The sequence below is a fragment of the Streptomyces sp. NPDC101160 genome (genome assembly GCF_044768205.1).
Lineage (GTDB): Bacteria > Actinomycetota > Actinomycetes > Streptomycetales > Streptomycetaceae > Streptomyces.
Window position 1 is genome coordinate 332,923 of record NZ_JBIWPJ010000006.1, and the last position, 24,530, is coordinate 357,452.

At 72.8% G+C, this 24,530-nt stretch carries 20 protein-coding genes; 10 read left to right on the forward strand and 10 right to left on the reverse strand.

Annotation, left to right across the window (positions count from 1 at the left end):
- Positions 1 to 119: 119 nt before the first annotated feature.
- On the forward strand, positions 120 to 1,709 hold the full coding sequence (locus ACIRSU_RS20935; protein ID WP_403794143.1) for a hypothetical protein: 1,590 nt from the start codon (positions 120 to 122) through the stop codon (positions 1,707 to 1,709).
- Between the two features lie 52 nt (positions 1,710 to 1,761).
- Here the strand turns inward: ACIRSU_RS20935 and ACIRSU_RS20940 are convergent, their stop codons facing one another.
- Entirely contained in the window at positions 1,762 to 3,585 is a 1,824-nt protein-coding gene (locus ACIRSU_RS20940; RefSeq protein WP_403794145.1) for an NHL domain-containing thioredoxin family protein, read from the reverse strand.
- Positions 3,586 to 3,809: 224 nt separating this feature from the next.
- Here ACIRSU_RS20940 and ACIRSU_RS20945 point away from each other — a divergent pair, with 224 nt between their 5' ends.
- The 3 genes from ACIRSU_RS20945 to ACIRSU_RS20955 are packed head-to-tail and all read left to right on the forward strand — an operon-like array spanning position 3,810 to position 6,703.
- The gene (locus ACIRSU_RS20945; protein WP_403794147.1) at positions 3,810 to 5,414 is read left to right on the forward strand and encodes a hypothetical protein; all 1,605 of its coding nucleotides are present in this window, start codon (positions 3,810 to 3,812) and stop codon (positions 5,412 to 5,414) included.
- 20 nt (positions 5,415 to 5,434) lie between these two features.
- Entirely contained in the window at positions 5,435 to 6,193 is a 759-nt protein-coding gene (locus ACIRSU_RS20950) for a hypothetical protein (RefSeq protein WP_403794149.1), read from the forward strand.
- Positions 6,194 to 6,211: 18 nt separating this feature from the next.
- Entirely contained in the window at positions 6,212 to 6,703 is a 492-nt protein-coding gene (locus ACIRSU_RS20955; protein ID WP_403794151.1) for an LURP-one-related/scramblase family protein, read from the forward strand.
- 199 nt (positions 6,704 to 6,902) lie between these two features.
- Here the strand turns inward: ACIRSU_RS20955 and ACIRSU_RS20960 are convergent, their stop codons facing one another.
- Positions 6,903 to 8,117, reverse strand: a complete 1,215-nt coding sequence (locus tag ACIRSU_RS20960; RefSeq protein ID WP_403794153.1) for a trans-sulfuration enzyme family protein — start codon at positions 8,115 to 8,117, stop codon at positions 6,903 to 6,905.
- Positions 8,118 to 8,181: 64 nt separating this feature from the next.
- On the opposite strand from ACIRSU_RS20960, the gene ACIRSU_RS20965 reads away from it, so the two are divergent.
- The gene (locus ACIRSU_RS20965) at positions 8,182 to 9,807 is read left to right on the forward strand and encodes a PLP-dependent aminotransferase family protein (protein WP_403794155.1); all 1,626 of its coding nucleotides are present in this window, start codon (positions 8,182 to 8,184) and stop codon (positions 9,805 to 9,807) included.
- 119 nt (positions 9,808 to 9,926) lie between these two features.
- Here the strand turns inward: ACIRSU_RS20965 and ACIRSU_RS20970 are convergent, their stop codons facing one another.
- Positions 9,927 to 10,715 carry a nitrilase-related carbon-nitrogen hydrolase gene (locus ACIRSU_RS20970; RefSeq protein ID WP_403794157.1) on the reverse strand — a complete coding sequence of 263 codons (789 nt, stop codon included), beginning with the start codon at positions 10,713 to 10,715 and terminating at the stop codon, positions 9,927 to 9,929.
- 200 nt (positions 10,716 to 10,915) lie between these two features.
- Here ACIRSU_RS20970 and ACIRSU_RS20975 point away from each other — a divergent pair, with 200 nt between their 5' ends.
- Complete coding sequence (locus ACIRSU_RS20975) at positions 10,916 to 11,743, forward strand: maleylpyruvate isomerase family mycothiol-dependent enzyme (RefSeq protein ID WP_403794159.1); 828 nt, start codon at positions 10,916 to 10,918, stop codon at positions 11,741 to 11,743.
- Between the two features lie 5 nt (positions 11,744 to 11,748).
- On the opposite strand, the gene ACIRSU_RS20980 is transcribed toward ACIRSU_RS20975, so the two are convergent.
- The 6 genes from ACIRSU_RS20980 to pdhA form a co-directional block, all read right to left on the reverse strand.
- Positions 11,749 to 13,044 carry a nitrate/nitrite transporter gene (locus tag ACIRSU_RS20980; RefSeq protein ID WP_403794161.1) on the reverse strand — a complete coding sequence of 432 codons (1,296 nt, stop codon included), beginning with the start codon at positions 13,042 to 13,044 and terminating at the stop codon, positions 11,749 to 11,751.
- A complete protein-coding gene (locus ACIRSU_RS20985) occupies positions 13,041 to 13,715 on the reverse strand; it encodes a GntR family transcriptional regulator (protein WP_403794163.1) in 675 nt (224 codons plus the stop codon). Before ACIRSU_RS20985 ends, ACIRSU_RS20980 begins: the two co-directional genes overlap by 4 nt.
- 69 nt (positions 13,716 to 13,784) lie before the next feature.
- A complete protein-coding gene (locus ACIRSU_RS20990) occupies positions 13,785 to 14,309 on the reverse strand; it encodes a hypothetical protein (protein WP_403794165.1) in 525 nt (174 codons plus the stop codon).
- A 119-nt stretch (positions 14,310 to 14,428) separates the two neighbouring features.
- Positions 14,429 to 15,844: a dihydrolipoamide acetyltransferase family protein gene (locus ACIRSU_RS20995; protein ID WP_403794167.1), complete on the reverse strand. Its 1,416-nt coding sequence runs from the start codon at positions 15,842 to 15,844 to the stop codon at positions 14,429 to 14,431.
- A gap of 10 nt (positions 15,845 to 15,854) precedes the next feature.
- Positions 15,855 to 16,835, reverse strand: coding sequence for an alpha-ketoacid dehydrogenase subunit beta (locus tag ACIRSU_RS21000; protein WP_403794169.1), 981 nt, complete (start codon positions 16,833 to 16,835; stop codon positions 15,855 to 15,857).
- Between the two features lie 2 nt (positions 16,836 to 16,837).
- Positions 16,838 to 18,037 carry a pyruvate dehydrogenase (acetyl-transferring) E1 component subunit alpha gene (pdhA, locus tag ACIRSU_RS21005; protein WP_403794171.1) on the reverse strand — a complete coding sequence of 400 codons (1,200 nt, stop codon included), beginning with the start codon at positions 18,035 to 18,037 and terminating at the stop codon, positions 16,838 to 16,840.
- Between the two features lie 338 nt (positions 18,038 to 18,375).
- Here pdhA and ACIRSU_RS21010 point away from each other — a divergent pair, with 338 nt between their 5' ends.
- From ACIRSU_RS21010 to ACIRSU_RS21020, 3 genes are all read left to right on the forward strand, one after another.
- The gene (locus tag ACIRSU_RS21010) at positions 18,376 to 19,041 is read left to right on the forward strand and encodes a response regulator (RefSeq protein ID WP_403794173.1); all 666 of its coding nucleotides are present in this window, start codon (positions 18,376 to 18,378) and stop codon (positions 19,039 to 19,041) included.
- A gap of 88 nt (positions 19,042 to 19,129) precedes the next feature.
- Positions 19,130 to 19,576 (forward strand): pyridoxamine 5'-phosphate oxidase family protein, encoded by a 447-nt coding sequence (locus ACIRSU_RS21015; RefSeq protein ID WP_403794175.1) that lies wholly within the window; start codon positions 19,130 to 19,132, stop codon positions 19,574 to 19,576.
- A 15-nt stretch (positions 19,577 to 19,591) separates the two neighbouring features.
- Positions 19,592 to 20,656 (forward strand): phosphotransferase, encoded by a 1,065-nt coding sequence (locus tag ACIRSU_RS21020; RefSeq protein WP_403794177.1) that lies wholly within the window; start codon positions 19,592 to 19,594, stop codon positions 20,654 to 20,656.
- Positions 20,657 to 20,660: 4 nt separating this feature from the next.
- Here ACIRSU_RS21020 and ACIRSU_RS21025 read toward each other — a convergent pair whose 3' ends face one another.
- Positions 20,661 to 22,403 carry a protein kinase gene (locus tag ACIRSU_RS21025; RefSeq protein ID WP_403794180.1) on the reverse strand — a complete coding sequence of 581 codons (1,743 nt, stop codon included), beginning with the start codon at positions 22,401 to 22,403 and terminating at the stop codon, positions 20,661 to 20,663.
- 275 nt (positions 22,404 to 22,678) lie between these two features.
- Between ACIRSU_RS21025 and ACIRSU_RS21030 the strand changes: the two genes are divergently transcribed.
- The gene (locus ACIRSU_RS21030) at positions 22,679 to 24,334 is read left to right on the forward strand and encodes a protein kinase (RefSeq protein ID WP_403794183.1); all 1,656 of its coding nucleotides are present in this window, start codon (positions 22,679 to 22,681) and stop codon (positions 24,332 to 24,334) included.
- Positions 24,335 to 24,530: the final 196 nt, after the last annotated feature.

Sequence of the window (24,530 nt, forward strand, 5' to 3'; positions counted from 1 at the left end):
ACAAACCCTTGATCGACTCGCCCCGGCCTCACGTACGATCGAGGTGCGGGGCGCGTCTCTTCGACCAGCTTCTCTCGCACGTCGGCGCGCCCCTGGAACACGTCCGGGGGGACGCACACATGAAGCGCACGCAGCGCGTTTTCTCCATCGCCCTGTCCACGTCCGTGGTTCTCGGGGTGCTCGCGATGCCGGGCACCGCGCTCGCGGCGGCAGGGCCGGCCCTGCACGCCGTGTCCGGGCACGACACGCAGTTCGGCCGTCTCTTCGTCGACGACCTCACGACGGACAGCGACATCACCGACGTCTCCGCCGTGCTGCACCCGCCCGGCGACGACACGGCCCTCGCCACGGTCCACGACTTCGCGCTCGCCTCGGGAGACCGCAGGTCCGGCGACTGGATCACCGCCGGCGAGGTCCGGCTCGCCACCGCGGGCAGGTACGCCATCGACCTCCACCTCACGGAGGCGGACGGCGACGAGACGACACTGAAGAACGCCGGTACGTACGACTACACCACCAAGCGCTACTTCGACGGGTTCGGCGTCGACCGGCCGCGCCCGACGATCGACGACATGAAGGTCACGGCGCGCGGCCGGCTCATGGAGTGGCAGCCGGTCACGCACGCGCGCACGCCGGTCTCCGGCGGGTTCGTCAGCGTGGACAACGGCTCGTACCGCGAGGATCTGCGGACGGACGCGGACGGCAGGTTCTCCCACTGGTACATCGCGGACCCAAGGCCCGCGACCGTCCAGGCCTTCAGCGGCGGCCTGCGCACCGAACCCGTCCGGGTGGCGCCCCGGGGACTGCCGGCCCGCGTCACGCTCGACAGGTCCGACTTCGCCGGCGTGTACGACACCGAGGTCACGGTCACGGGCACGGTCGAATACGACAACGGCGGGGGCACGTGGAAGCCCGCGCTGTACGCCGACGTGGAGATCGTGGACGCGGCGGGGACGCATCAGGGCAGCGGTGTCACCGACAAGGACGGCCGCTTCCGGTTCACGACGAAGATCCCGTTCGCGGCCGACAAGCGCGTGCTCGGCGTGAGCTACGGCGACTGGTTCGCCAACCGGCCCACCGCCCCGCTCACCTTCCGCACCACCGCGGTGAGCGACATCCGGATGTTCGAGGCCGAACTCGGCCTCGATTCCCAGCTGACCGTGTCGGGCTTCCTGAACGTCGCGGGCGCCCCGCGGCCCGTCAACACGCTCGACATCCAGGTGTCGCCCAACGGCAGGGACGGCTGGAAGAAGCTCGGCACCGTCAGGCTCACCAGCGGCGACACCTACTTCCGGGGGACCCTCCCGGCCCCCGCGAGCGGCTACTACCGCGCGGTCTACGCCGGTTCGGCCACCGTCCGGGGTGCGATGGGCCCGGTCGTGCGGGCGAGCCGCATCGCGACCTCGATCTCGCCGTTCAAGGTCCCGGCGACGGTACGGAAGGGCGGCACGATCGCCGTCTCCGGCAGGCTCCAGCACGCCGTGCCGAACTGGCGGCCCTACGCCGGGCAGCCCGTGACGATCTACTTCACGCCGAAGGCCAGGCCCACGGAGTCGTACCTGCTCGGCCAGGTGAAGACGGCGGCCGACGGCACGTTCAAGGCGAACTTCAAGGAGCGCGGGGACGGGTGGATCTTCGCCAGCCACGTCCACGCCGACCCCAGGCACCTGTGGGCGAAGAGCCCCAGGATCTTCGTCGACGTCAGGTGACGTCTGCCGGAGGGGCCGCCCGAGCGGCCCCTCCGGCCTCGGCCGGGGCCGGTCAGCCCAGCTCGTCCAGGCCCGCGAGGATCAGCGGCAGCCGGGCCGCGCCCGCGTCCGTGATCCGCACCGGGACACCCCAGTCCTGCTGGTGGACGTGGCAGGCCGGGTACTCGTTCTCCGGGTCGTCGTCGCAGGACGCGGCCATCGCCGAGACGTGCAGGACGCCCTCGGTGAGGGCCGGGTTCAGCTCCAGGTCGCGGAAGAGGTCCGTGCCCTTGCCCTCGCCGGCGAGCAGCAGCTCGGGCGGCGTGGAGGAGACGAGGAGGCGGGTCGAGGGGCCGTAGCGGTCGTCGAGCTTCTGGCCCTTGGGAGCCTGGAAAACGACGTCGAGGCGGAGGCTGCCGGGGGCGACCTCGGTGGCCTCGCGCTGCGTGCGGTGGGCGACCGACTCGACCTGGACGGCCTCCTCGGGCAGCCGCAGCCGGGTCAGCCGGTGCCGGGCCGACTCCACGACCACGACGTCCTCGCCGACGACGACCGCGTCGCTGGGCTCGCGCAGGTCCGTGGCGAGCGTGGTGACCTCGCCGGTCGCCGGGTCGAAGCGGCGCAGGGCGTGGTTGTACGTGTCGGAGACGGCGACCGAGCCGTCGGGCAGCGCGGTCACGCCGAGCGGGTGCTGGAACAGCGCCTGCTCGGCGGCGCCGTCGCGGTGCCCGAAGTCGAAGAGCCCGGTGCCGACGGCCGTGTGGACCGTGTGTCCGGCCCCGTCCGTGGCGATGTACCGCAGCGCGCTGGTCTCGGAGTCGGCGATCCACAGCCGGTCGGCGGTCGCGGCGAGCCCGGACGGCTGCGCGAACCAGGCCTCGGCGGCCGGGCCGTCGACCAGGCCCTCGTTGGTGGTGCCGGCCGCGACCTCGACGGTCCCCGTCTCCGGGTCGTACGTCCAGATCTGGTGCACACCGGCCATCGCGATCCACACCTTGCCCTGCCACCAGGCCACGTCCCACGGCGAGGAGAGGTCGACGTCGAGGGCGGGCCCGGAGGTCGGGGAGCCCTGCCACCACTGGCGGCCCGTGCCGGCGACGCGCTCGACCGACCCGCTCTCCGGGTCGAAGACCTTCAGGGCGTGGTTGACCGTGTCGGCGACCACGACCTTCCCGTCGGGCAGCAGCGCGAGGCCCTGCGGCTCGCGGAACTCACCGTTGTCACCGATGCGCCGGACGACGGTCTCGCCGTCCTCGGCCAGCTCGACCAGCTGGTGCCGGGTGGTGTCGGAGACGAGCAGGTTCCCGGACGGCAGCAGGACCGCCTTGCCGGGGAAGCGCAGATCGGTCGCGACCGGCTCCGGCGCCACGTACGGCCCGTCGCCGCGCCGCAGCGTGCCCTTCGCCTCGTGCTCCGCCTCCAGCTCCTCGACGAGCGTGCGCAGCGCGTTGGCGTGGCCCTCGCCCGCGTGCTGGGCGACGACATAGCCCTCGGGGTCGATGACGACGAGCGTCGGCCAGGCCCGTACCGCGTACTGCTTCCAGGTCGCGAGCTCCGGGTCGTCGAGCACCGGGTGGTGCACCTCGTAGCGCTCGACGGCGTCGACGACGGCCTGGTGCTCGGCCTCGTGCACGAACTTCGGCGAGTGCACGCCGACGATCACGAGCGTGTCGCGGTGCTTCTCCTCCAGCTCGCGCAGCTCGTCGAGGACGTGCAGACAGTTGATGCAGCAGAAGGTCCAGAAGTCGAGCACGACGATCTTGCCCCGCAGGTCGGCGAGGGTCAGATCGTCTCCGCCGGTGTTGAGCCAGCCGCCCTTGCCGATCAGCTCGGGGGCACGGACACGGGCACGGCGGGGCGCGGGCGCGGGGGTTGGCGCCGAGGCAGCATCGTTCATGTTTCAAGCTTGCCATCCGCCTGTGAACGCAGGATCACGCCCGTACGACGCGGGTGACCAGAGAGACGTAGTTCTTGGCTCGACTGGGCCGCACGGATCGCCGGACGGGTGAATGCGGGGTCCGGGTGGAGTGGGTGCGGCGTGTCTTGACGGGCGGGGGCGGGGGCCGCGTGGCCAGCATGGCGTAGCGGAACGATCATCCGACTATTCGGCCGGGAGGGGTCATGCGGGTCATACGGCTCCTGCGGGCACGGCACGCGCCGCCGGCACCACCGGCACTGCTGACGCTGCTGGCACTGCTGACGCTGCTCCTCGCGGCCGTGCCGCAGGACGCACGCGCGGGCGGCGCCGGGGAGAACGCCCTCGCCATGACCGTCACCGTCGACACCCTGCCCGGGACGGCCGGCGTGGACGTGCGGGCCGGCGCGCCCGTGGTGAAGCGGTACCGGCTGGTCAACCGGGGCGAGGCCGATCTGTACGGGGTCGGCGTCGGCGATCCCGGCGTACCCGGCACGCGGGTGAGCTGCCCCCGGCGCACCCTGAACGCGCTCCGCTCGATGGTCTGCACGGCCCGCTTCCGCGCCCTGCCCGGGAACCGGGTCACGACCGCCCGGGCCGACGGCGACATCCCCTCGCTCGGGCGGCGGGTCACCGCCACCGCGCGTTCCGGGTACGACGGGGTGGCCGGCGCCCTCGGCCTGACGGAGGCCGTACGGGTCGCCGGCGGCCAGGCGGTCGTGACGTACACCGTCACCAACCGCGGCAACCGGCCGGTGTACGGGCTCCGGCTCACCGACCCGCTCCTCGGCCCCGTCCCCTGCACGGCGGAGCTCGCGCCCGGTGTCTCGGCCGGGTGCGCGGCGACCGTGCGGCGGCCCCCGGGCACCTACCGCAGCGCCGGGCTCGTCTCGGGCAGCGACCGGGTCACGACCGTGAACGAGCACGGCGGACGCGTCCCCGCCCCGCCGCTCACCGCCCGCGCCACCGCCGCCTTCCGGATCCCCGCGCCGCCGCCCCCGACTCCGACCTCGACGCCACCTATGTCCACGACGCCGACGCCGGCCCCGACGCGAGCGGGTACGACGCCCGGGGCGCCCCCCGGTTCGCCGTCGGCTCCGCCGTCGGTGCGGGCCCGGCCGCCCGCGACGGGCACCGCGCCCGGAGCCACGTCGGGCACCGCCCCCGGCGCCGCCCCGGGAGCACCCGGAACGCTCGCGGCGCCCGCCGCCCCCGGAGCCGTGTCCCCGGCAGCGGCGGCTGCCGCAGCCGCCGCTGCCGCTGCCGCCGAAGCCCTCGGTGAGGCTGCCGCCGCCGCTGCCGCCGAGGCGCTGGCCGCGCCGCTCGGAGCCGTACCCCCGGAAGCGGGGGGAGCGGGAGCGGAAGCGGCGGGAGCGGGAGCAGGAGCAGCGGGAGCGGGAGCAGCGGGAGCGGGAGCAGCGGGAGCGGGAGCAGCGGGAGCGGGAGCAGCGGGAGCGGGAGCAGCGGGAGCGGGAGCGGCTCCGGGTGAGGCGGCCTCCGGGGGAGCGGCACCGGGAGGAGCGGCACCGGGAGGAGCGGTGCCGCCCGGAGCCGCTCCCCCGGGGGCCGTTCGGCCGCCCGGGGCCGCCTTGCCGCCCGGCGCCGCCGTCCGGCAACCGCCCGCGGTCACCGCACCCGTGCCACGGCCGCCCGCCACCCGGCCGCCCGTCGCCGCCGGCGAGGAGGGAATCCTGCCGCGGCTGCACCGCCGGGCCCGTGAACTGCCGCACCTCGGCCTGACCGTGATCCTGCTGCTCCTGCTCGTCCCCGCCGCCGCAGCCGCCGCCCTGCTCGGGTCGCGCCGCTCCTGAGAGACGTCCTGGGAGACCCGATGGCCCTGCTCGAAACCCTCGTCGTCGTCTTCGGCGTCGCCTTCCTCGCCTCGCTCGCCGTCTACGCCAAGACCCGGCTGTTCCCGATGCGGCCGGGCGAGGAGCCACGCGAGGACGTGGCCGAGTACATCTCGATGATGGTGTCGGTCTTCTACGCCCTCGTGCTCGGCCTGTGCCTCGTCTCCGTCTGGGACAACCACACGACCGCCGACGACGAGGTCCGGGCCGAGGCGAGCGCCCTGCACCAGACGTATCTGCTCGCCGACTCCCTGCCGGCCGCCCAGCAGCAGCCGGTACGGGACGCGGCCCGCTCGTACGCCGCCTATGTCGTGGACGTCGAATGGCCCCGGATGGCCGAGCGCGAGCCCCTGGGGCCGGAGGGCTGGGCGATGCTCGACCGGCTGCGCGCGGCCGGGCAGCTGCACGGCTCCGGCACCGCCACCACCGGCCAGCAGATCGCCGCCCAGGAGATGCTGGCCCAGATCGGCTACGTGGACGACGCCCGGCGCGGCCGGGAGGCGGCGGCCCAGGAGCGCCTCTCCGAGGTCCTGTGGGCCGGTCTGGTCATCGGTGGCGTGCTGACCGTGTCCTTCATGTTCCTCTTCGGCATCAACCGCAGCGCCACCCACATCATCCTGGTCATGGGCCTGTCCGGCTTCATCGCCTTCACCGTCGTGCTCATCAGCCAGCTCGACGCGCCCTTCGGCACCTCGCTCGGCGTGGCCCCGGACGCGTTCACCCGCTATTTCCCCGCCTGAGCGGGAAGGCATTCCGTCATGAAATACCTGGTACGGGACAAGATCCTCGCCATCGGCGACGACTACTGGATCGAGGACGAGCAGGGCCGCCACGCCTTCCTCGTCGACGGCAAGGCGCTGCGGCTGCGCGACACGCTCGAACTCAAGGACCCCGACGGGCAGGTCCTGGTCACGCTGCGGCAGAAGATGTTCAGCCTGCGCGACGCGATGACGATCGAGCGCGACGACCGCCCGCTCGCCACCGTCCGCCGCAAGCGCCTGTCGCTGCTGCGCAACCACTTCCGGGTCACGCTCGTCGACGGCACCGGACTCGACGTCAGCGGCCGGATCCTGGACCGGGAGTTCATCGTCGAGTACGACGGCGAACTCCTGGCCCACATCTCCCGCCAGTGGTTCCACGTCCGCGAGACCTACGCCGTGAACGTGGTCCGCGAGGACGCCGATCCGTCGCTGCTCATCGCGGTCGCGGTGTGCGTGATCCGGATGGCCGAGAGGGAGAGGGAGGACTAGGTCCACTCGGGAGGCCGGGAACCGGGGCCCGGAGCCCGGGAGTGCGGGAGCCGGGGCCCGGGAGAGCCCGAGACCCGGGAGAGCCCGAGACCCGGGAGAGCCCGAGACCCGGGAGAGCCCGAGACCCGGGAAGGCCCGAGACCCGGGAAGGCCCGAGGCCCGGGAGAGCCCGAGGCCCGGGAGGGCCCGAGGCCCGGGCTCAAAGGGCCTTGGCGAGGGCCTGTTCCAGGTCCGTCCACAGGTCCTCGACGTGCTCGATGCCCACCGAGAGCCGGACCGTGCCCGGCCCGATGCCCGCCGCCGCGAGCGCCTGCTCGTCGAGCTGCCGGTGGGAGGTCGAGGCCGGGTGCATGACCAGCGTCTTCACGTCGCCGAGGGAGACGCTGAGCGAGGCCAACCGGACGGCCTCCACGAACGCCTTGCCGGCCTCGCGCCCGCCCGCGAGGTCGAGCGAGACGACCCCGCCGCCGCCCCGCGGGAGGAGCCGCGCCGCGACCGCGTGGTCCGGGTGCCCGGCCAGGGAGGGGTGCCGGACCTCGGCCACCGCCGGGTGGGCGGCGAGCCGGGCCGCGAGCTCGGCGGCGCTCGCGCTCTGCCGCTCGATGCGCAGCGGCAGGGTCTGCAGGCCGCGCAGGGTCAGCCAGGCGGCGAACGGGTCGGTGATCGCGCCCTGTTCGACCGCGTGGTGCCGGACCGTGCGGTGCAGCTCGCGGTCCTTGAAGACGGCGATGCCGCCGAGGACGTCGGCGTGGCCCGCGAGGTACTTGGTCGCCGAGTGCACGACGACATCGGCCCCGTACTCGATCGGCCGGCACAGCAGCGGCGAGGCGAAGGTGTTGTCGACGCAGGACGGCACTCCGGCCTCGTGCGCGGCGGCGATCAGGGCGGGCAGGTCGGAGACGCGGGTGGTGGGGTTGGCGATGGTCTCCAGGTAGAGCAGCCTCGTCTCGGGGCGGATCGCGGCGCGCACCTCGTCGGCGTCGGTGCCGGAGACGTACGTGACCTCGACGCCCCAGCGCGCGGCGAGGTCGGTGAGGAGGGCGTAGGTGCCGCCGTACAGGCAGCGCTGGGCGACGACATGGCCACCGGTGGAGAGCAGCGCGAGCAGCACGCCGTTGATGGCGCCCATGCCGGAGGCGTACGAGAGGGCGTCGGCGCCGCCCTCCAGGCGGGCGACGGCGGTCTCCAGGGCGCGGACGGTCGGGTTGCCCATGCGGCTGTAGAGGAAGGCGTCGGGCGACTCGAAGGCGGCGGCGAGGGTGTCGGCGCTCTCGAAGGCGAAGACGTGGCCCTGGTGGATGGGCACGCCGAGCGGCCTGCTGCCGCGGATCTCCGGCTGCGGGGCGTGCACGGCCAGGGTCTCGGGGCGGGACGATTCGGGAAGGCGGGTGTCCGGGAGGAAGTCGGCGCTCATGGCGTTCAGTCTGTGGACGGGGGGCTTGCCGCCACAGGACCAATCCCGGCAGATTGGTCCGCCGATGGATCCAATGACACCGTCCCTGAAGGAACTGGTCGCCTGGCTCGGCCGCTGGTCGGCCGGGCGCGGCCCGCTCTATCTGCTTCTCGCCGCGCGGATACGCCAGTTGATCGACGAGGGGCTGCTGGCGCCCGGCGCCCCGCTGCCGCCGGACCGGCGGCTCGCCGCGGCGCTCGCGGTGGGGCGGACGACGGTGGTGACGGCGTACGAGACGCTGCGGCAGGAGGGGCGTCTGGTACGGCGTCAGGGCAGCGGTACGCGGGTCGCGCCGGCCGTGCTGGCATCGCCCGGCGTGCCTCGGGTCGCGGAGACGTCGAACCCGATGTTCCTCAACCTCCTCGAACCCGTCGACGGCGTCATCCTGTTGAGCTGCGCCGCCCCGCCGGCACCGCCGCCCGCCGTCGCCGAGGCGTACGCCGGTCTCGTCCTTCCCGGTGACGACCTCGGCTACCACCCGGCCGGCCTGCCCGCCCTGCGCCGGGCGATCGCGCGCCGCTACGCCGAACGGGGCGTGCCCACCGAGCCCGACCGGCTCCTGGTCACCACCGGCGCCCAGCAGGCCGTCGCCCTGCTCACCCGGCTGCTCCTCGCGCCCGGCGACGGCGTCCTCGTGGAGGCGCCGACCTACCCGGGCGCGCTGGACCTGTTCCGGGAGGCGGCGGCCGTGCCGTACCCGGTGGCGGTGGGCCCGGACGGCCTCGACGTGGCGGAGGCGATCCGGGTGATGGAACGTCACCGGCCCGCCCTGGCCTATGTCGTCCCGCGCTTCCACAACCCGACCGGCACGGTCCTGCCGCCGCTGCTCGGGCGGCGCCTGGTGGAGGCGGCGGAGGCGTACGGGGTGCCGCTGGTCGACGACGAGGTGCTCGGCGAGCTGGACTTCGGCACGCACGGGGCCGCCGGGGCACCGCCGTTGTCCTCGTACGGTACGGAGGTCATCGCCGTCGGTTCGCTCAGCAAGGCGGTCTGGGGCGGCCTGCGGATCGGCTGGGTGCGCGGCCCGGCCGCGCTGATCGCGCGCCTGGCCCGGCTCAAGGCCCTGCACGACCTGGGGAGCGACGTCCCCTCACAGCTCGTCGCGGCCCGGCTCCTGGACGGCTTCACCGACTTGCTCGACGACCGTCGACGGCAGCTGCGGGCCGGTCACGACCGCCTGCGCGCCGAGCTCGCGCGCCGGCTGCCCTCCTGGTCCTGCCCACCGGCGGCCGGCGGGCAGACCCTGTGGGTCGGCCTGCCCCACGGCGACGGCGTCTCCTTCGCGCAGGTAGCGCTGCGCCACGGCGTCGCCGTGCTGCCCGGCTCGGCCATGGACGCCCTGGGCGGCAGCAACCGCATGCTGCGACTGCACTTCCTGCTGCCGCCCGACACACTGACGGAGGCGGTACGGAGACTGGCGGCGGCCTGGGCGGAGTACGCGCCTGGCGAGGCAGGGGAGGCGGGGGTGGGGGTGCCAAGGGCGGCCGGGGTGCCCGAGGCGCCTGGGGCGGCGGGGGTGTCTGAAGCGGCCGGGGTGCCTGGGGCGGCCGGGGTGCCGGGAGCGACCGGGGCGCCGGGAGCGGCCGGAGTGCCTGGGGCGGCCGGAGTGCCGGCAGCGGCCGGGGCCGCTCCCGTCGGCGTCGCGGTGTGACCGTACGCCGTCAGGCGCGGCGCCGGCTCCACGCGCCGCTCTGCGCGCCGTCGCCACGTGACCGCACGTGGTCAGGCCCGGTCCCGCTCAGCGCCCCGTCGCCGCGTGACCTTCCGCGGCTACAGCACCCGGTCCTTCAGGGCCGGGAACTGTTCGCGTGTCGCCGTCACCTTCGCCGGGTCGAGCTCGACCCGCAGGATCTCCTCGTCCGGGCCGGCCTCCGCCAGGACCTCGCCCCACGGGTCGACGACGATCGAGTGCCCGGCCTGCTCGACGCCGGCGTGCGTGCCGGCGGTGCCGCAGGCGAGGACATACGCCTGGTTCTCGACGGCGCGGGCCCGGGCGAGCAGCGTCCAGTGGGCGAGCCGGCGTGCGGGCCAGCCGGCCGGGACGACGAACGCCTGCGCGCCGGCGTCGACCAGGCCGCGGAAGAGCTCGGGGAAGCGCAGGTCGTAGCAGGTGGCGACGCCGACGGTGAGCTGCGGCAGGTCGACGGTGACGAGGTCCTCGCCGGCCGCCATCAGCACGGCCTCGCCCTTGTCGAAGCCGAAGCGGTGGATCTTCCGGTAGGAGGCGGCGAGTTCGCCGTCGGGGGAGAAGACGAGGGAGGTGTTGTAGAGGGCGGCCCCGGAGGCCCCGCCGGAAGCCGCCTCCACGACGGAGCCCGCGTGCAGCCAGACCTCGGCGTCCCGCGCGGCCGCCGCCATCGCCTCGTACGTCGGGCCCTTCAGCGGCTCGGCCTCCGCCGCGAACTCCTCGTACGCGAAGGCACCCATGGGCCACAGCTCGGGCAGCACGACGAGCTCGGCGCGGCCCCGCTCCTCCCGGACCAGGCGCGCCACGCGCGCCCGCCTGCTCTCGACCGGTTCGTCCGGGTCTACCGCAATCTGGATCAGCGAGGCGCGCACACTACCACCGTCCTGGCTCGGGAGCCGTCAACACCGGCCTACGATCGTCACACGAAAGCACTGCCGGGGTGCCTTCGGGCAGCGTAACTTAGCGTCCGAGCCTCCCAAGCAGTCATGTTTTCAGCCCGCCAGCCAGAAACAGTTCCAGCCCGCCCGCCGCTTGAAGACCGCGCCGCACCGCAGAACCGCCGAGGGGTCCCGTGACGCTCCATCCCAGCCTCCAGAACTACGCCGACGCCTGGACCCACTCCGTGGAAGCGATATTCGAGCTGGTGCAGCCGCTCGTCGAGGGTGAGTGGAACCGCGCCACGCCGTGCCCGGGCTGGTCGGTCCGCGACATCGTCTCCCATGTCATCGGCATGGAGACCGAGATGCTCGGCGACCCGCGCCCGATCCACTCGCTGCCCCGCGATCTCTACCACGTGCGCTCGGACTTCGCCCGCTACATGGAGATGCAGGTCGACGTGCGGCGGCACCACACCGCGCCGGAGATGACGGCCGAGTTCGACTACGTGCTGATCCGCCGGGCCCGTCAGCTGCGCAACGAGAGCCGCGACCCCGGCACCCTGATGCGCGCGCCGCTCGGCGCCGAGCAGACGCTGGAACTGGCCTACCGGATGCGGGCCTTCGACTGCTGGGTGCACGAGCAGGACCTGCGCGCCTCGCTCGGCGCCCCCGGCAACCTCGACTCCCCCGGCGCGTACGTCACCCGTGACGTGCTCCTCGAGGCGCTGCCGAAGGTCGTCGCCGACGACGCGGGCGCGCCGGCCGGTTCGGCGGTGGTCTTCGACATCACCGGCCCGGTGGAGTTCCTGCGGACCGTCCGGGTGAACGCGGAGGGCCGCGGCTCGATCGACGGCGCGCCCTCGCTCGGCCCGGCGGTCACGCTGGCGACGGACTGGGAGACGTACGTCCGCCTCGCCTGCGGCCGGGTCCGGCCGGCCGAGGTGGCCGACCGGATCAAGACCGAGGGCGACGAGGCGCTGGCGCAGGCGATCCTGGCGAACTTCGCGGTGACCCCGAACTAGGTCTCTCAGGCGGGTACGTGGACGGCCTCGACCCGGCTCGCGACCAGGCGCTCCCGCTCGCGGCGGGCGCTGGCGGACTTGAGGCGGAGGATCTGCGTGATGCCGATCGCCTGGAGCACGAAGACGGAGGAGAACGCGATCCGGTAGTCGTCGCCGGTCGCGTCGAGCAGCACACCGACGGCGAGCAGGGTCGTCATGGAGGCGACGAAGCCGCCCATGTTGACGATGCCGGAGGCGGTGCCCTGGCGCTCGGGCGGGTTGGCGGGCCGGGCGAAGTCGAAGCCGATCATCGACGCGGGGCCGCAGGCGCCGAGCACCGCGCACAGGGTGATCAGCAGCCACATCGGGGCGTGGTCGCCGGGGTACGCGAGGGTGGCGGCCCACAGCAGGGCGGTGGCGGCGACGGTGCCGAGCGCGAGCGGGGCGCGGGCGGCGTGGTGGCGGGCGATGATCTGCCCGTACGCGAGCCCGACGGCCATGTTGGAGAGCACGACGAGCGTGAGCAGCTCGCCCGCGGTGCCGCGCGACAGACCCTGGTCCTGGACGAGGAACGGCAGGCCCCAGAGCAGCAGGAACACCATCGCGGGGAACTGCGTGGTGAAGTGCACCCACATGCCGAGCCGGGTGCCGGGCTCGCGCCAGGACTCGGCGATCTGGCGGCGGACGAACGCGGTTCCGGCGTGCGCGGCAGGCGCGGGCTCGTACCCCTCGGGATGGTCCTTGAGGAACAGCACGAGCAGGACGAGGACAAGCACGCCCGCGGCCGCGCTGCTGACGAAGGTGGTGGTCCAGCCGAGGCCGTGCAGGGCGCGGGACAGGAAGATCGTGGAGACGAGGTTGCCGGCCATCCCGAACAGGGCGGCGACCTGGGCGATCAGCGGGCCGCGGCGGGCCGGGAACCAGCGGGAGCCGAGCCGCAGCACGCTGATGAAGGTCATCGCGTCACCGCAGCCGAGGAGCGCGCGGGAGCCCAGCGCCATGGCGTACGTGGGGGAGAGCGCGAAGCCGAGCTGGCCGAGGGTGAAGAGCACGACGCCGATGGTCAGCACCTTCTTGGTGCCGAGGCGGTCGACCATGAGGCCGACGGGTATCTGCATGCCCGCGTACACGAGCAGCTGGAGTATGGAGAACGTCGACAGGGCGGACGCGTTGACGCCGAACCGGTCGGCGGCGTCGAGCCCGGCCACGCCCAGGGACGTACGGAAGATGACGGCGACGAAGTAGACGGCGACGCCGACGCCCCAGACGAGCGCGGCGCGCCTTCCGCCGGGCGGCTCGCCCGGCAGGCCGGCCCGGCTCATCGGACCTCTCCCCGGACCAGGACCTTCACCCAGTTGAGGTGCTGCCGCACGCAGTGCGCGGCGCCCTCGACGTCGCCGGCCTTGATGCGGTCGAGGATCTCGGCGTGCTCGGCGATGTTCTTGGCGACGCGGTCGGGCTGGGACTGCATCACGGCGACGCCCATGCGCAGTTGCCGGTCGCGGAGCTGGTCGTAGAGGCGGGCGAGGATCTGGTTTCCGGCGTGCCGGACGATCTCGGCGTGGAAGCAGCGGTCGGTGACGGCGACCTCGGCGAGGTCCCCGGACTCAGCGTGCCGCTTCTGCTCCTCCAGCAGCTCTTCGAGGCGGGCGATCAGGGAGGCGGGCGCGGGCACGGCCCGGCGGACCGCGAACTCCTCGACGAGCAGCCGTGTCTCGACGACATCGGCGATCTCCTGCGCGGACACGGCGAGGACAAGGGCGCCCTTCTTCGGGTAGAGCTTGAGCAGCCCTTCCATCTCCAGCTTCAGCAGCGCCTCACGGACGGGAGTCCTGGACACCCCGACAGCCTGGGCGAGTTCACCCTCGGTGAGGAGGGTGCCTCCCTCGTAGCGCCGGTCGAGTACGGCCTGCTTGACGTGCATGTAGACGCGGTCGGCGGCGGGGGGCTGCTTGGTGGGCAGGGGGGCGGGACCGGCTGGAGCTGACGGCATGCGCACAGCATAGATACAAGAGGGGTGCAACAGACAGCCCCGTCCACGATGTGGAAGGGGCTGCGGGTGTCAGACGCGGGTGGCCTCGATGATCTCCCGTATCGCCCGCACCGAGGACCGCCGGTGCGGCAGGGGCGCCACCTGCTCGACGACCGCGCCGAGCCAGCGCGGATCGCCCAGCCGGTGCAGCTGTTTCGCCTGGGAGACGGCCCCGATGAGCTGCTCCACCAGGTAGACGTGCGCGCCCGTGTAGGCACGCTGGTGGTGGCTGTAGCGCGCGACCCAGTCGTCGTACGGATGCCGCACGAGGGCGTGCACGGAACAGGCGTCGCGGCCCATGTCGATGGCGTTCGACTGGCTGACGAAGGTGAGCACACTCCCGCCGCGCGTGGCCATCCAGGCCCGGTAGGTCGTGCGGATGCCCAACTCCATGACCCTGGACCAGGGCACGACCTCGAGCGGCTCGGCCACGCCGTTCGCGTGATGCTCCAGTCCCTGCTCCGTCAGGACCAGGCACATGCCTCCCTGGCGCTTGGGATCACCGATCACCCATCGGTCTCCGACCAGCTCCAGAGGCCCCAGGAACTCCGTCACGATCCCCCCCTCTCTCTCGTGGCGTCGAGGGCAAAGAGAACACCCGGCCGGGGGTGATGTCATCCCCACAGCCGGGTGTTTCACGTGAAACGGCGCGATTCAGGCGCCTGGCCTCCGCATCACGCCCAGGTGATGAGCCGCTTCGGGTTCTCCAGGATCGCGGCGACGTCCGCCAGGAACTTGGAGCCGAGCTCGCCGTCGACCAGGCGGTGGTCGAAGGAGAGGGCCAGGGTGGTGACCTGGCGGGGCTTCACCTTGCCCTTGTGGACCCAGGGCTGGAGCTTGATCGCGCCGACCGCGAGGATCGCGGACTCGCCCGGGTTGAGGATGGGCGTACCGGTGTCGACGCCGAAGACGCCGACGTTGGTGATGGTGACGGTGCCGCCCTGCATGGCCGCCGGGGTGGTCTTGCCCTCGCGGGCGGTGGCGACCAGCTCGCTCAGGGACTTCGACAGCTCCGGCAGCGTCTGGGCGTGCGCGTCCTTGATGTTCGGCACGATCAGACCGCGCGGGGTGGCCGCGGCGATGCCCAGGTTGACGTAGTGCTTGAGCACGATCTCCTGGTTCGCCTCGTCCCAGGCCGCGTTGATGTCCGGGTTGCGCCTGACGGCGACCAGGACGGCCTTGGCGATGAGGAGGAGCGGGTTGACCCGCAGGCCCGCCATGTCCTTGTCGGACTTGAGCTCTTCGACCAGCTTCATCGTGCGCGTGATGTCGAAGGTGATGAACTCGGTGACGTGCGGGGCGGTGAAGGCCGAGCCGACCATCGCCGCGGCCGTGGCCTTCCGTACGCCCTTGATGGGGATACGGGTCTCCCGGCCGTCCGTCGAGACCGCGGTCGCGACGGGGGCGGGGGCCTGGACCGGGGCGGCGGGGGCCGCCGGAGCCGCCGGAGCCGGAGCCTCGGTCACCGGAGCGGCCGGCGCCGGGGCCGCCGCGCGGTGCACGTCCTCGCGGGTGACGATGCCGTCCGGGCCGGTCGGGGTGACCGTCGCCAGGTCGACGCCGAGGTCCTTGGCGAGCTTGCGCACCGGCGGCTTGGCCAGCGGGCGGTCGGCGACGGCGGGGCCGTGGCCGTTCAGCTGCTCGGGGACCACGACCGCCGGGGCCGCGGGGGCCGCCGTCGTCGTCTTGCGCGCGCGGCGCTTGGTGGACGACGCGGACACGCCGTAGCCGACCAGGACCGGCTGACGGCCCTCGGCCGCCGGCTCCTCGGCGGCCGGCTCCGGCACGGGCGCCTGCGCGGGCGCCGCGGCCACGGCCGGCGCCGCCGGCGCCTCGGGCTCGGCGCCGCCGCCCACGTTCACCGTGATGATGACCTCGCCGACGGCGACCGTCGTGCCCTCGGGGAAGCGCAGCTCGTGCACGGTGCCGTCGAACGGGATCGGGAGTTCGACAGCGGCCTTCGCCGTCTCGACCTCGATCACGACCTGGCCGTCGGTGACCGTCTCACCCGGCTGGACGTACCACTTGAGGATCTCGGCCTCGGTCAGGCCCTCGCCCACGTCGGGCATCTTGAATTCGCGGATCGTCATCGTGCTCTCCTCAGAACGCCAGCGAGCGGTCGACGGCGTCGAGCACGCGGTCCAGGCCCGGCAGGTACTCCTCCTCCAGGCGCGCCGGCGGATACGGCGCGTGGTAGCCGCCGACCCGCAGGACGGGGGCCTCCAGGTGGTAGAAGCAGCGTTCGGTGATGCGGGCAGCGATCTCCGCGCCGGAGCCGAAGAAGACCGGGGCCTCGTGGACGATGACCATGCGGCGGGTCTTCTCGACCGACGCCTGGATCGTGTCGAAGTCCAGCGGCGAGATCGAGCGCAGGTCCAGGACCTCGACCGACTTGCCCTCCTCGGCGGCCGCGGCGGCGGCCTCCAGGCAGGTCTTCACCATCGGGCCGTACGCGGCGAGCGTCAGGTCCGTGCCCTCGCGGGCGACCCGGGCCTTGTGCAGCTCGCCCGGGATGGCCTCGGTGTCGACGTCGCCCTTGTCCCAGTAGCGGCGCTTGGGCTCGAAGAAGATGACCGGGTCGTCGCTCTGGATCGCCTGCTGGAGCATCCAGTAGGCGTCCGAGGAGTTCGCCGGGGTGACGACCTTGAGGCCCGCGACGTGCGCGAAGAGCGACTCGGGGGACTCGGAGTGGTGCTCGACGGCGCCGATGCCACCGCCGTACGGGATGCGGATGACGACCGGCATCTTCACGGTGCCGAGCGACCGGGCCCGCATCTTCGCCAGCTGGGTGACGATCTGGTCGTACGCCGGGAAGACGAAGCCGTCGAACTGGATCTCCACGACCGGCCGGTAGCCGCGCAGCGCGAGGCCGATCGCGGTGCCGACGATGCCGGACTCGGCGAGCGGGGTGTCGATGACCCGGTCCTCGCCGAAGTCCTTCTGCAGGCCGTCGGTGATCCGGAAGACACCGCCGAGCTTGCCGACGTCGAGGCCCATGACGACGACCTTGGGGTCGGTCTCCAGGGCCTTGCGGAGCGACTCGTTGAGCGCCTTCGCGAGGGGAAGCTTCTGAACAGCCATGGTTACTCGGCCTCTCCGCCCTCGAAGGACGCCTGGTACGCGACGAACTCCGCGCGCTCCTCGTCGACGAGCGCGTGCCCGTCCGCGTACACGTTGTCGAAGATCGCCGTGTGCTCCGGGACGGGCATGGCGCGGACGGCCTCGCGGACGCGCTTGCCGAGCGTCTCGCTCTCCGTCTCCAGCTCCTCGAAGAAGGCCGCGTCCGCGTGGCCCTCGTTCTCCATGTAGGCCTTGAGGCGCGCGATCGGGTCCTTGGCCTCCCACTCCTCGCGCTCCGCGTCGCGGCGGTAGCGCGTCGGGTCGTCGGAGGTGGTGTGGGCCGCCATGCGGTAGGTGAACGCCTCGATGAGGGTCGGGCCCTCGCCGCGGCGGGCACGCTCCAGGGCGGCGCGGGTGACCGCCAGGCAGGCCAGGACGTCGTTGCCGTCGACCCGGACGCCGGGGAAGCCGAAGCCGCGGGCGCGCTGGTAGAGCGGGACGCGGCTCTGCTTCTCGATGGGCTCGGAGATGGCCCACTGGTTGTTCTGGCAGAAGAACACGACCGGGGCGTTGTAGACCGCGGAGAAGACGAACGACTCGTTGACGTCGCCCTGGCTGGAGGCGCCGTCACCGAAGTACGCGATCACGGCGGAGTCCGCGCCGTCCTTGGCGACGCCCATGGCGTAGCCGGTGGCGTGCAGCGTCTGCGAGCCGAGCACGATCGTGTACAGGTGGAAGTTGTTGCTGTTGGGGTCCCAGCCACCGTTGTTCACGCCGCGGAACATGCCGAGCAGGTTGGTGGGGTCGACCCCGCGGCACCAGGCGACACCGTGCTCGCGGTAGGTGGGGAAGACGTAGTCGTCGTCCCGCAGGGCGCGGGCGGAGCCGATCTGGGCGGCCTCCTGGCCGAGCAGCGAGGCCCACAGGCCCAGCTCGCCCTGCCGCTGCAGGGAGGTTGCCTCGGCGTCGAAGCGGCGGCTGAGGACCATGTCGCGGTAGAGACCGCGCAGCTCCTCGGCCGTCAGGTCGATGTCGTACTCGGGGTGGTGGATCCGCTCGCCCTCGGGCGTCAGCAGCTGGATGAGCTCCGGCTCCTGGGGCTGCTGCGGGGACTGGGCCTTGGCGGCCGGCTTGGCACTCGTCTTCTTGGTGGCGCTGCTTGCGGTGCGCTTGGTGCCGCTGCTGCGCGTCGTCTTGCGCGCGGCAGTGCTTTCCACGGTCACGTGCGTGCTCCTCCGTCGGTCCGGCTCCCGGGGTTACCGGGGAAGCCAGTGCGGCTCCGCCTTGTCCGTGCCATCGCACGGGGTGGGTGCGACGCGGCCGGGTCGGGCGTGACAGGTGTCCCGGTGAGCGCCGTCATAGGCACGTTACCCACCCCGCGACATTTCCGCGAAACCCCACTTGACCTGCGATTTTGCTTGGATTTCCAAGTAAATCGAGAAAAGGGGAACTCTCCGCTGGTCAGGGCGTGGACAACGGGCCCGACGCCGTCGTCGGAACACCCGGGAGGTTATCTCGGCCACCCCGGGCGCGGGAAGAGCCAATATGTGAGACTGGCCCGGTGCGCGAAGAAGGAAAAATCACGGTATTTCTGCTGGACGACCACGAAGTCGTACGGCGCGGCGTCCATGAGCTGCTCTCCGTGGAGCCCGACATCGAGGTCGTCGGCGAGGCCGGTACCGCCGCGGACGCGCTCGTCCGGATTCCCGCGGTCCGCCCCGATGTGGCCGTGCTCGACGTGCGCCTGCCGGACGGCAGCGGCGTCGAGGTGTGCCGTGAGATCCGTTCCGCGGACGATTCGATCAAGTGCCTGATGCTCACCTCGTACGCGGACGACGAGGCCCTTTTCGACGCGATCATGGCCGGGGCCTCGGGTTATGTCCTGAAGGCCATTCGCGGTAACGAACTCCTGAATGCCGTCCGCGATGTCGCCGACGGCAAGTCGCTGCTCGACCCGGTGGCCACCGCGCGGGTTCTGGAGCGGCTGCGCGACGGCAACGGCGGGAAGGGCGACGACCGGCTCGCCCATCTCACCGAGCAGGAGCGCAGGATCCTCGATCTGATCGGCGAGGGCCTGACCAACCGGGCCATCGGCGAGCGGCTCCACCTCGCGGAGAAGACCATCAAGAACTACGTCTCCAGCCTGCTGTCGAAGCTGGGCATGGAGCGGCGCTCGCAGGCCGCCGCGTACGTGGCGCGGATGCAGGCCGAGCGCAGCCACCACTGACGCGCTGACCCGTTCGGGACCTACGTCCCCTCCGGACCGGGGCGGGGGCCCCTTTCCGCCCGGGCGCGGCGGGCGGAGAGTGGTACCCATGCCCACCGACGAGCTCCGTGCCATCGAGCTGCTGACCCGTGTGCCGTACGGGCGGGTCGCCACGAGCATGCGGGCGATGCCGTTCGTGGCCCCCGCCCGGCACGTCGTGGACGGCGGCGGCGTCCTGATCCGGCTCCACCGGGGCCCCGGCTACCACCGGGCCTGCCACGGCAGCGTCGTCGTGTACGAGGCGGACAACCTGAACTCCGGCGCGGCGGAGCTGTGGTCCGTGCAGTTCACCGGTACCGCCGAGATCGTCGAGCCGACCGCGGAGCAGCTGGCCGCCTTCGGGCCGGCCCCGCGCACTGTGGACGGAGAGCCCTTCGACCCGGTCTTCCTGCGCGTCGAGCCCCGGTTCGCCACCGTGCACTCGCTCGACTGTTCGGCCGGTGAGCGCACCGATCCGGCCGGTGAGCGCACCGAGGAAATCCACCACGCAGCGTGATCTAACATCTGCGGAGTGTTGCGCTCATCTGCACCCCGGTCCTCCGCGTCCCGCCCCTCCGCGCCCCCGCATCCGCCCGTCGGCCCGCTGCTGCGCCGCTACACGGACGCGGGCGAACCACTGTCCTGCGAACCCGTCGCCCAGGGCTTACTGAACCGGGGGTACCGGCTCGCCACCACCCGCGGCCGCTACTTCCTCAAGCAGCACCTGGATGCCCGCACCGCCGACCGGGACACCATCGTCCGCCAGCACCGGGCCACCCAGCGGCTGCACGCCCTCGGCCTGCCCGTCGCCCCGCCGCTGCCCGACGCCACCGGCCGCACCGTCGCCGTCATCGGGGGCCACTGCTACGCCCTGCACCCCTGGATCGACGGCCGGCACCGCGACGGCGCCCAGCTGTCCACCGCCGGCTCGCGCCGCCTCGGCACCCTCCTCGGGCACGTCCACACCAGCCTGGACCGGGTCATGGAGCCGCCGGCCCGCTCGCCCACGCCGGACGCCGACGGCGGCCACGAGAGCGCCCGCCCCGAGGACACCTTCCGGCTCATCGACGAGCTGCTGCGCCTCGTCCGGGCCCGCCGGCACCGCGACTGCTTCGACGAGCTGGCCGAGCACCGGCTGCGCGAGCGCCGGTTGCTGCTCGCCGCCCACGCCCACCGCCGTCCGCCGCCCGCCGCCGCGACCGGCTGGGTGCACGGCGACTTCCACCCCTTCAACCTGCTCTACCGGGGCGCCGAGCCCGCCGCGATCGTCGACTGGGACCGGCTGGGCGTCCGCCCGCGCGCCGAGGAGGCCGTCCGGGCCGCCGCGATCTTCTTCGTACGGCCGTCGGGCGAGCTGGCCCTCGACAAGGTGCGGGCGTACGCGCGGGCCTACCGGCGGGCGGCGGGCGCGGACCGCGCCGAGCTGGCCGCGGCGGTCGACCGGGTGTGGTGGGAGCGGCTCAACGACTTCTGGACGCTGCGCTGGCGCTACCAGCTGCACGACCGCAGGGCCGACCCGCTGTTCCCGGCGGTGTCGGCCCTGGTGGTGTGGTGGACCCGCGAGTACGAGGCGGTGCGCGACGCGTTCGCGGGGTGAGCGGTCAGCGGGTGGTGCCCGCGACGGTGCCGCTGGTCGTGCCCGACGAGGTGCCGGTGCCGGAGGTCGTCCCCGCCGAGGTGCCCGTCGACGTACCGCCGTCGGACGTGCCCGTCGAGGTGCCGCCGTCGCTGGTGCCGGTCGACGTACCGCCGTCGGAGGTGCCGGTCGTGGTCCCGCCGTCGCTGGTGCCCGTGGAGGTGCCGCCGTCGCTCGTGCCCGTGCCGCCGTCGGTCGTGTCCGTCGGGTCCGTCGACGGCTCGTCCGTGGGCGTCGGCGCGGTCGTCGGGTCGTGCGTCGGCCTGGTCGGCGGCGTCCAGTCCTGGTCGTTGCCGCCGCCCGACGACGAGTCGTCCGGCGTCCCGGTGTCGTTCGACGGCTCGTCGGACGGCTCCGGCGACTCGCTCTTCGTGGACGGCGAGTCGGTGACCGCCGGCTGCTTGGTGTTGCCGCCGTCGTCCTTCTTGCCGGCCGCGTCGATCGCGTACACGACACCCGCGACCATCGCGATCAGCGCGAGCGCCAGGAACAGCACGACCTTGCCGCGGCCGCCCTTGCCGCCCTGCGCCCCGTACGCGCCGCCGTCCGGCCCGTAGCCGCCGGGGCCGCCGTAGCCACCGGAGCCGCTGTCGTAGCCTCCATAGCCGCCGGCCGCGCCGTCGTCCGGGTTCAGCGGCGGCAGGATCGGGCCCTGCGCGGTGTCGTGGTTCATGGGGTGGCCCATGCCGTGGCCCATGCCCATCACGGCCGTCGCGCCGACCGGGGAGTGGCCGCCGGGCGGGGTGTGCCCGCCGTCGTACAGCTCGACCGGGCCGGTGTTCCAGCGGCCGGTGTGCCCGCCCTGGTCCTGGAGCATCTGCAGCCCGTACTGGATCAGGCCGCGCATCTCCTCGGCGCTCTGGAAGCGGTCGTCCGGGTCCTTCGCGAGCGAGCGCATGACCAGGCCGTCCAGCTCCGGCGGTGCCGCCTGCGCCACCTCGGACGGCGGGATCGGCGCGTCCTGGACGTGCTGGTACACCACCGACAGCGGAGTCTCGCCGGTGAACGGCGGGCGCAGCGCGAGCAGTTCGTAGAGCAGACAGCCCGTCGCGTACAGGTCGGAGCGGTGGTCGACGGCCTTGCCGAGCGCCTGTTCGGGGGAGAGGTACTGCGGCGTGCCCATGACCATGCCGGTCTGCGTCATCGTCGTCGACGCGCCGTGCAGCGCGCGGGCGATGCCGAAGTCCATGACCTTGACCGCGCCGGTGTCGGTGATGATCACGTTCGCCGGCTTGATGTCCCGGTGCACGATGCCGTGCTGGTGGGAGTAGGCGAGCGCCTCCAGGACGCCGGAGACGATGATCAGGGCCTGCTCGGGACCGGGCGCCTCGGCGCTGATCAGCAGGTCGCGGATGGTGCGGCCCTCGACCAGCTCCATCACGATGTACGGCACGGACTTGTCGCCGACGACGTCCTCGCCCGAGTCGTACACGGCCACGATCGCATGGTGGTTGAGGCCGGCGACCGACTGCGCCTCGCGCGTGAAGCGGGCCTTGGAGACCGGGTCCTCGGCGAGATCGGGGCGCAGCAGCTTCACGGCGACCGTGCGCCCGAGCCGTACGTCCTCGGCTGCGAACACCTCGGCCATGCCGCCGCGGCCCAGACGGTGGGTCAGCCGGTAGCGGCCGTCTCCGACGACGCCGCCGAAGCCCCAGGACTCGGCCGACGCGTCCGGCACACCGCCACCTGCTCCGGATTCGGGTGCCATCAGTCCTCGCCGTCGTCTCTCGTGCCGTGTCCAGTCGTCACGCTACAGGCTCCGTACGACATCACGGTCCGCGCTTGACCGGCCATCCCACTCCACACACGTACACCTGTGCAAATCCCGTGGTGTTCCCGTCACGCTTCCGGCAGCCCGGCTGTACGAAGGGTCACGGAACGGGTACCGAACCGGTGCGCGGCTTGACGTGTCACTGCCCTCGGGCAGACTTGGCCGAGAAATTCCGATCAGCGCCGCCGCGCGCGCGTAGGGGGAAGCAACAGATGAGCCAGGACGGCGCACAGGGCCGCTATGCGGGCGGTTCGGTCGCGGGTGGCCGCTACCAGCTGCGTGACCTGCTCGGCGAGGGCGGCATGGCGTCGGTGTACCTGGCCTACGACAGCGCCCTCGACCGCCAGGTCGCCATCAAGACCCTTCACACCGAGCTCGGCCGCGAACAGTCCTTCCGCGAACGGTTCCGGCGCGAGGCGCAGGCTGTTGCGAAGTTGTCGCACACCAACATCGTCTCGGTCTTCGACACCGGCGAGGACACCCTCGACGGCGCCGTCATGCCGTACATCGTCATGGAGTACGTGGAGGGCCAGCCGCTCGGCTCGGTGCTCGCCGCCGACGTGCAGCAGTACGGGGCGATGCCGGCCGACAAGGCGCTGAAGGTGACGGCCGACGTGCTGGCAGCCCTGGAGACCAGCCACGAGATGGGCCTGGTCCACCGGGACATCAAGCCGGGCAACGTGATGATGACCAAGCGCGGCGTGGTCAAGGTCATGGACTTCGGCATCGCCCGCGCCATGCAGTCCGGGGTCACCTCCATGACCCAGACCGGCATGGTCGTCGGCACCCCCCAGTACCTCTCCCCCGAGCAGGCCCTGGGCCGCGGCGTCGACGCCCGCTCCGACCTGTACTCCGTCGGCATCATGCTCTTCCAGCTGCTGACGGGCCGGCTGCCGTTCGACGCCGACTCGCCGCTGGCCATCGCCTACGCGCACGTCCAGGAGGAGCCGGTCGCGCCCTCGTCGGTCAACCGCTCGGTGACCCCGGCGATGGACGCCCTCGTCGCCCGCGCGCTGAAGAAGAACCCGAACGAGCGCTTCCCGAGCGCCGCCGCCATGCGCGACGAGTGCCTGCGGGTGCTCTCCGCCGGACAGACCGGCGCGCCGGTGATCGTCGCGGGCGGCCCGGTGCAGAGCGGCTCCGGCGTCGGCTCCGCGGTCTTCCCGCCGGTCGGCCAGACCCCGCCGCCGGCCACGCACGGCGTGCAGACCCCGTACCAGCCGGTCCCGCAGCCGAACCCGTACGGCGCGCCGACCCCGGCGCCCGCGCCCTCGTACGGCTACCCGCAGCAGGCCCCCGCCCCGGCCTACCAGACCCCGCCCCCGGCCTTCCAGATGCAGGCACCGGCGCCCACGCCCGTCCCCGGGCCGTACACCGTGCAGCAGCCCGCGCCGACCGGCGGCGGTGGCGGCGGCGGTGGCGGGCAGAGCGGCATGAACAAGATCGTCATCGGTGCGATCGGGCTGCTGGTGGTCGTGGGCGTGATCGTGGGCGTCTCGATCATGAACAAGGACTCGGACAACAACGCCGGCGGCAACGACGGCCCGAGCCAGAGCGCGAGCAGCGCGCCCGGCCACAAGGGGCCCGACCTCACCAAGACCATCGACTCCAAGAAGTGCACGGAGCCGAGCGAGTCGGACTCGGACCCGAACAAGTTCGACGTCCCGGACTTCACCTACAAGAACATCCAGTCGGTGAAGGACTGCATCCAGGCCGCGGGCTGGAAGGTCAAGGCCGAGTCGTCGGTCGACGAGAACACCTACGGCCAGGGAACGGTCATCACGCAGTACCCGCGCCAGGGCACGGAGATCTCCAAGGACGACGCCGAGTTCACCTTCGAGGTGTCGACGGGCAACCCGGCGCAGTAGCCGGTCCGGCCGGGGCCCGGCCCTCTGTCCGGCCCCGCCCCGACCCTCTGCCCGGCCCTCTGTCCGGCCCTGGTCCTGACCCTCTGTCCGACCCGCTCCGGCCCCGGTCCGGTCCCCCGGGTCCCCTAGCGGACGACTCCGGGTGCCGGGTCCGTCCCGTCGTGTGACGCTGAGTCGAACGGCTCGACGGCTCGGT

Coding starts and splice junctions, on each gene's coding strand:
- ACIRSU_RS21030 (WP_403794183.1), top strand. CDS start 22,679: ATGAGCCAGGACGGCGCACAGGGCCGCTATGCGGGCGGTTCGGTCGCG.
- ACIRSU_RS20980 (WP_403794161.1), bottom strand. CDS start 13,044: ATGAGCCGGGCCGGCCTGCCGGGCGAGCCGCCCGGCGGAAGGCGCGCC.
- ACIRSU_RS20940 (WP_403794145.1), bottom strand. CDS start 3,585: ATGAACGATGCTGCCTCGGCGCCAACCCCCGCGCCCGCGCCCCGCCGT.
- ACIRSU_RS20985 (WP_403794163.1), bottom strand. CDS start 13,715: ATGCCGTCAGCTCCAGCCGGTCCCGCCCCCCTGCCCACCAAGCAGCCC.
- ACIRSU_RS20955 (WP_403794151.1), top strand. CDS start 6,212: ATGAAATACCTGGTACGGGACAAGATCCTCGCCATCGGCGACGACTAC.
- ACIRSU_RS21025 (WP_403794180.1), bottom strand. CDS start 22,403: ATGGCACCCGAATCCGGAGCAGGTGGCGGTGTGCCGGACGCGTCGGCC.
- ACIRSU_RS21000 (WP_403794169.1), bottom strand. CDS start 16,835: ATGGCTGTTCAGAAGCTTCCCCTCGCGAAGGCGCTCAACGAGTCGCTC.
- ACIRSU_RS20935 (WP_403794143.1), top strand. CDS start 120: ATGAAGCGCACGCAGCGCGTTTTCTCCATCGCCCTGTCCACGTCCGTG.
- ACIRSU_RS20995 (WP_403794167.1), bottom strand. CDS start 15,844: ATGACGATCCGCGAATTCAAGATGCCCGACGTGGGCGAGGGCCTGACC.
- ACIRSU_RS20965 (WP_403794155.1), top strand. CDS start 8,182: ATGGATCCAATGACACCGTCCCTGAAGGAACTGGTCGCCTGGCTCGGC.
- ACIRSU_RS20945 (WP_403794147.1), top strand. CDS start 3,810: ATGCGGGTCATACGGCTCCTGCGGGCACGGCACGCGCCGCCGGCACCA.
- ACIRSU_RS20950 (WP_403794149.1), top strand. CDS start 5,435: ATGGCCCTGCTCGAAACCCTCGTCGTCGTCTTCGGCGTCGCCTTCCTC.
- ACIRSU_RS21015 (WP_403794175.1), top strand. CDS start 19,130: ATGCCCACCGACGAGCTCCGTGCCATCGAGCTGCTGACCCGTGTGCCG.
- ACIRSU_RS20960 (WP_403794153.1), bottom strand. CDS start 8,117: ATGAGCGCCGACTTCCTCCCGGACACCCGCCTTCCCGAATCGTCCCGC.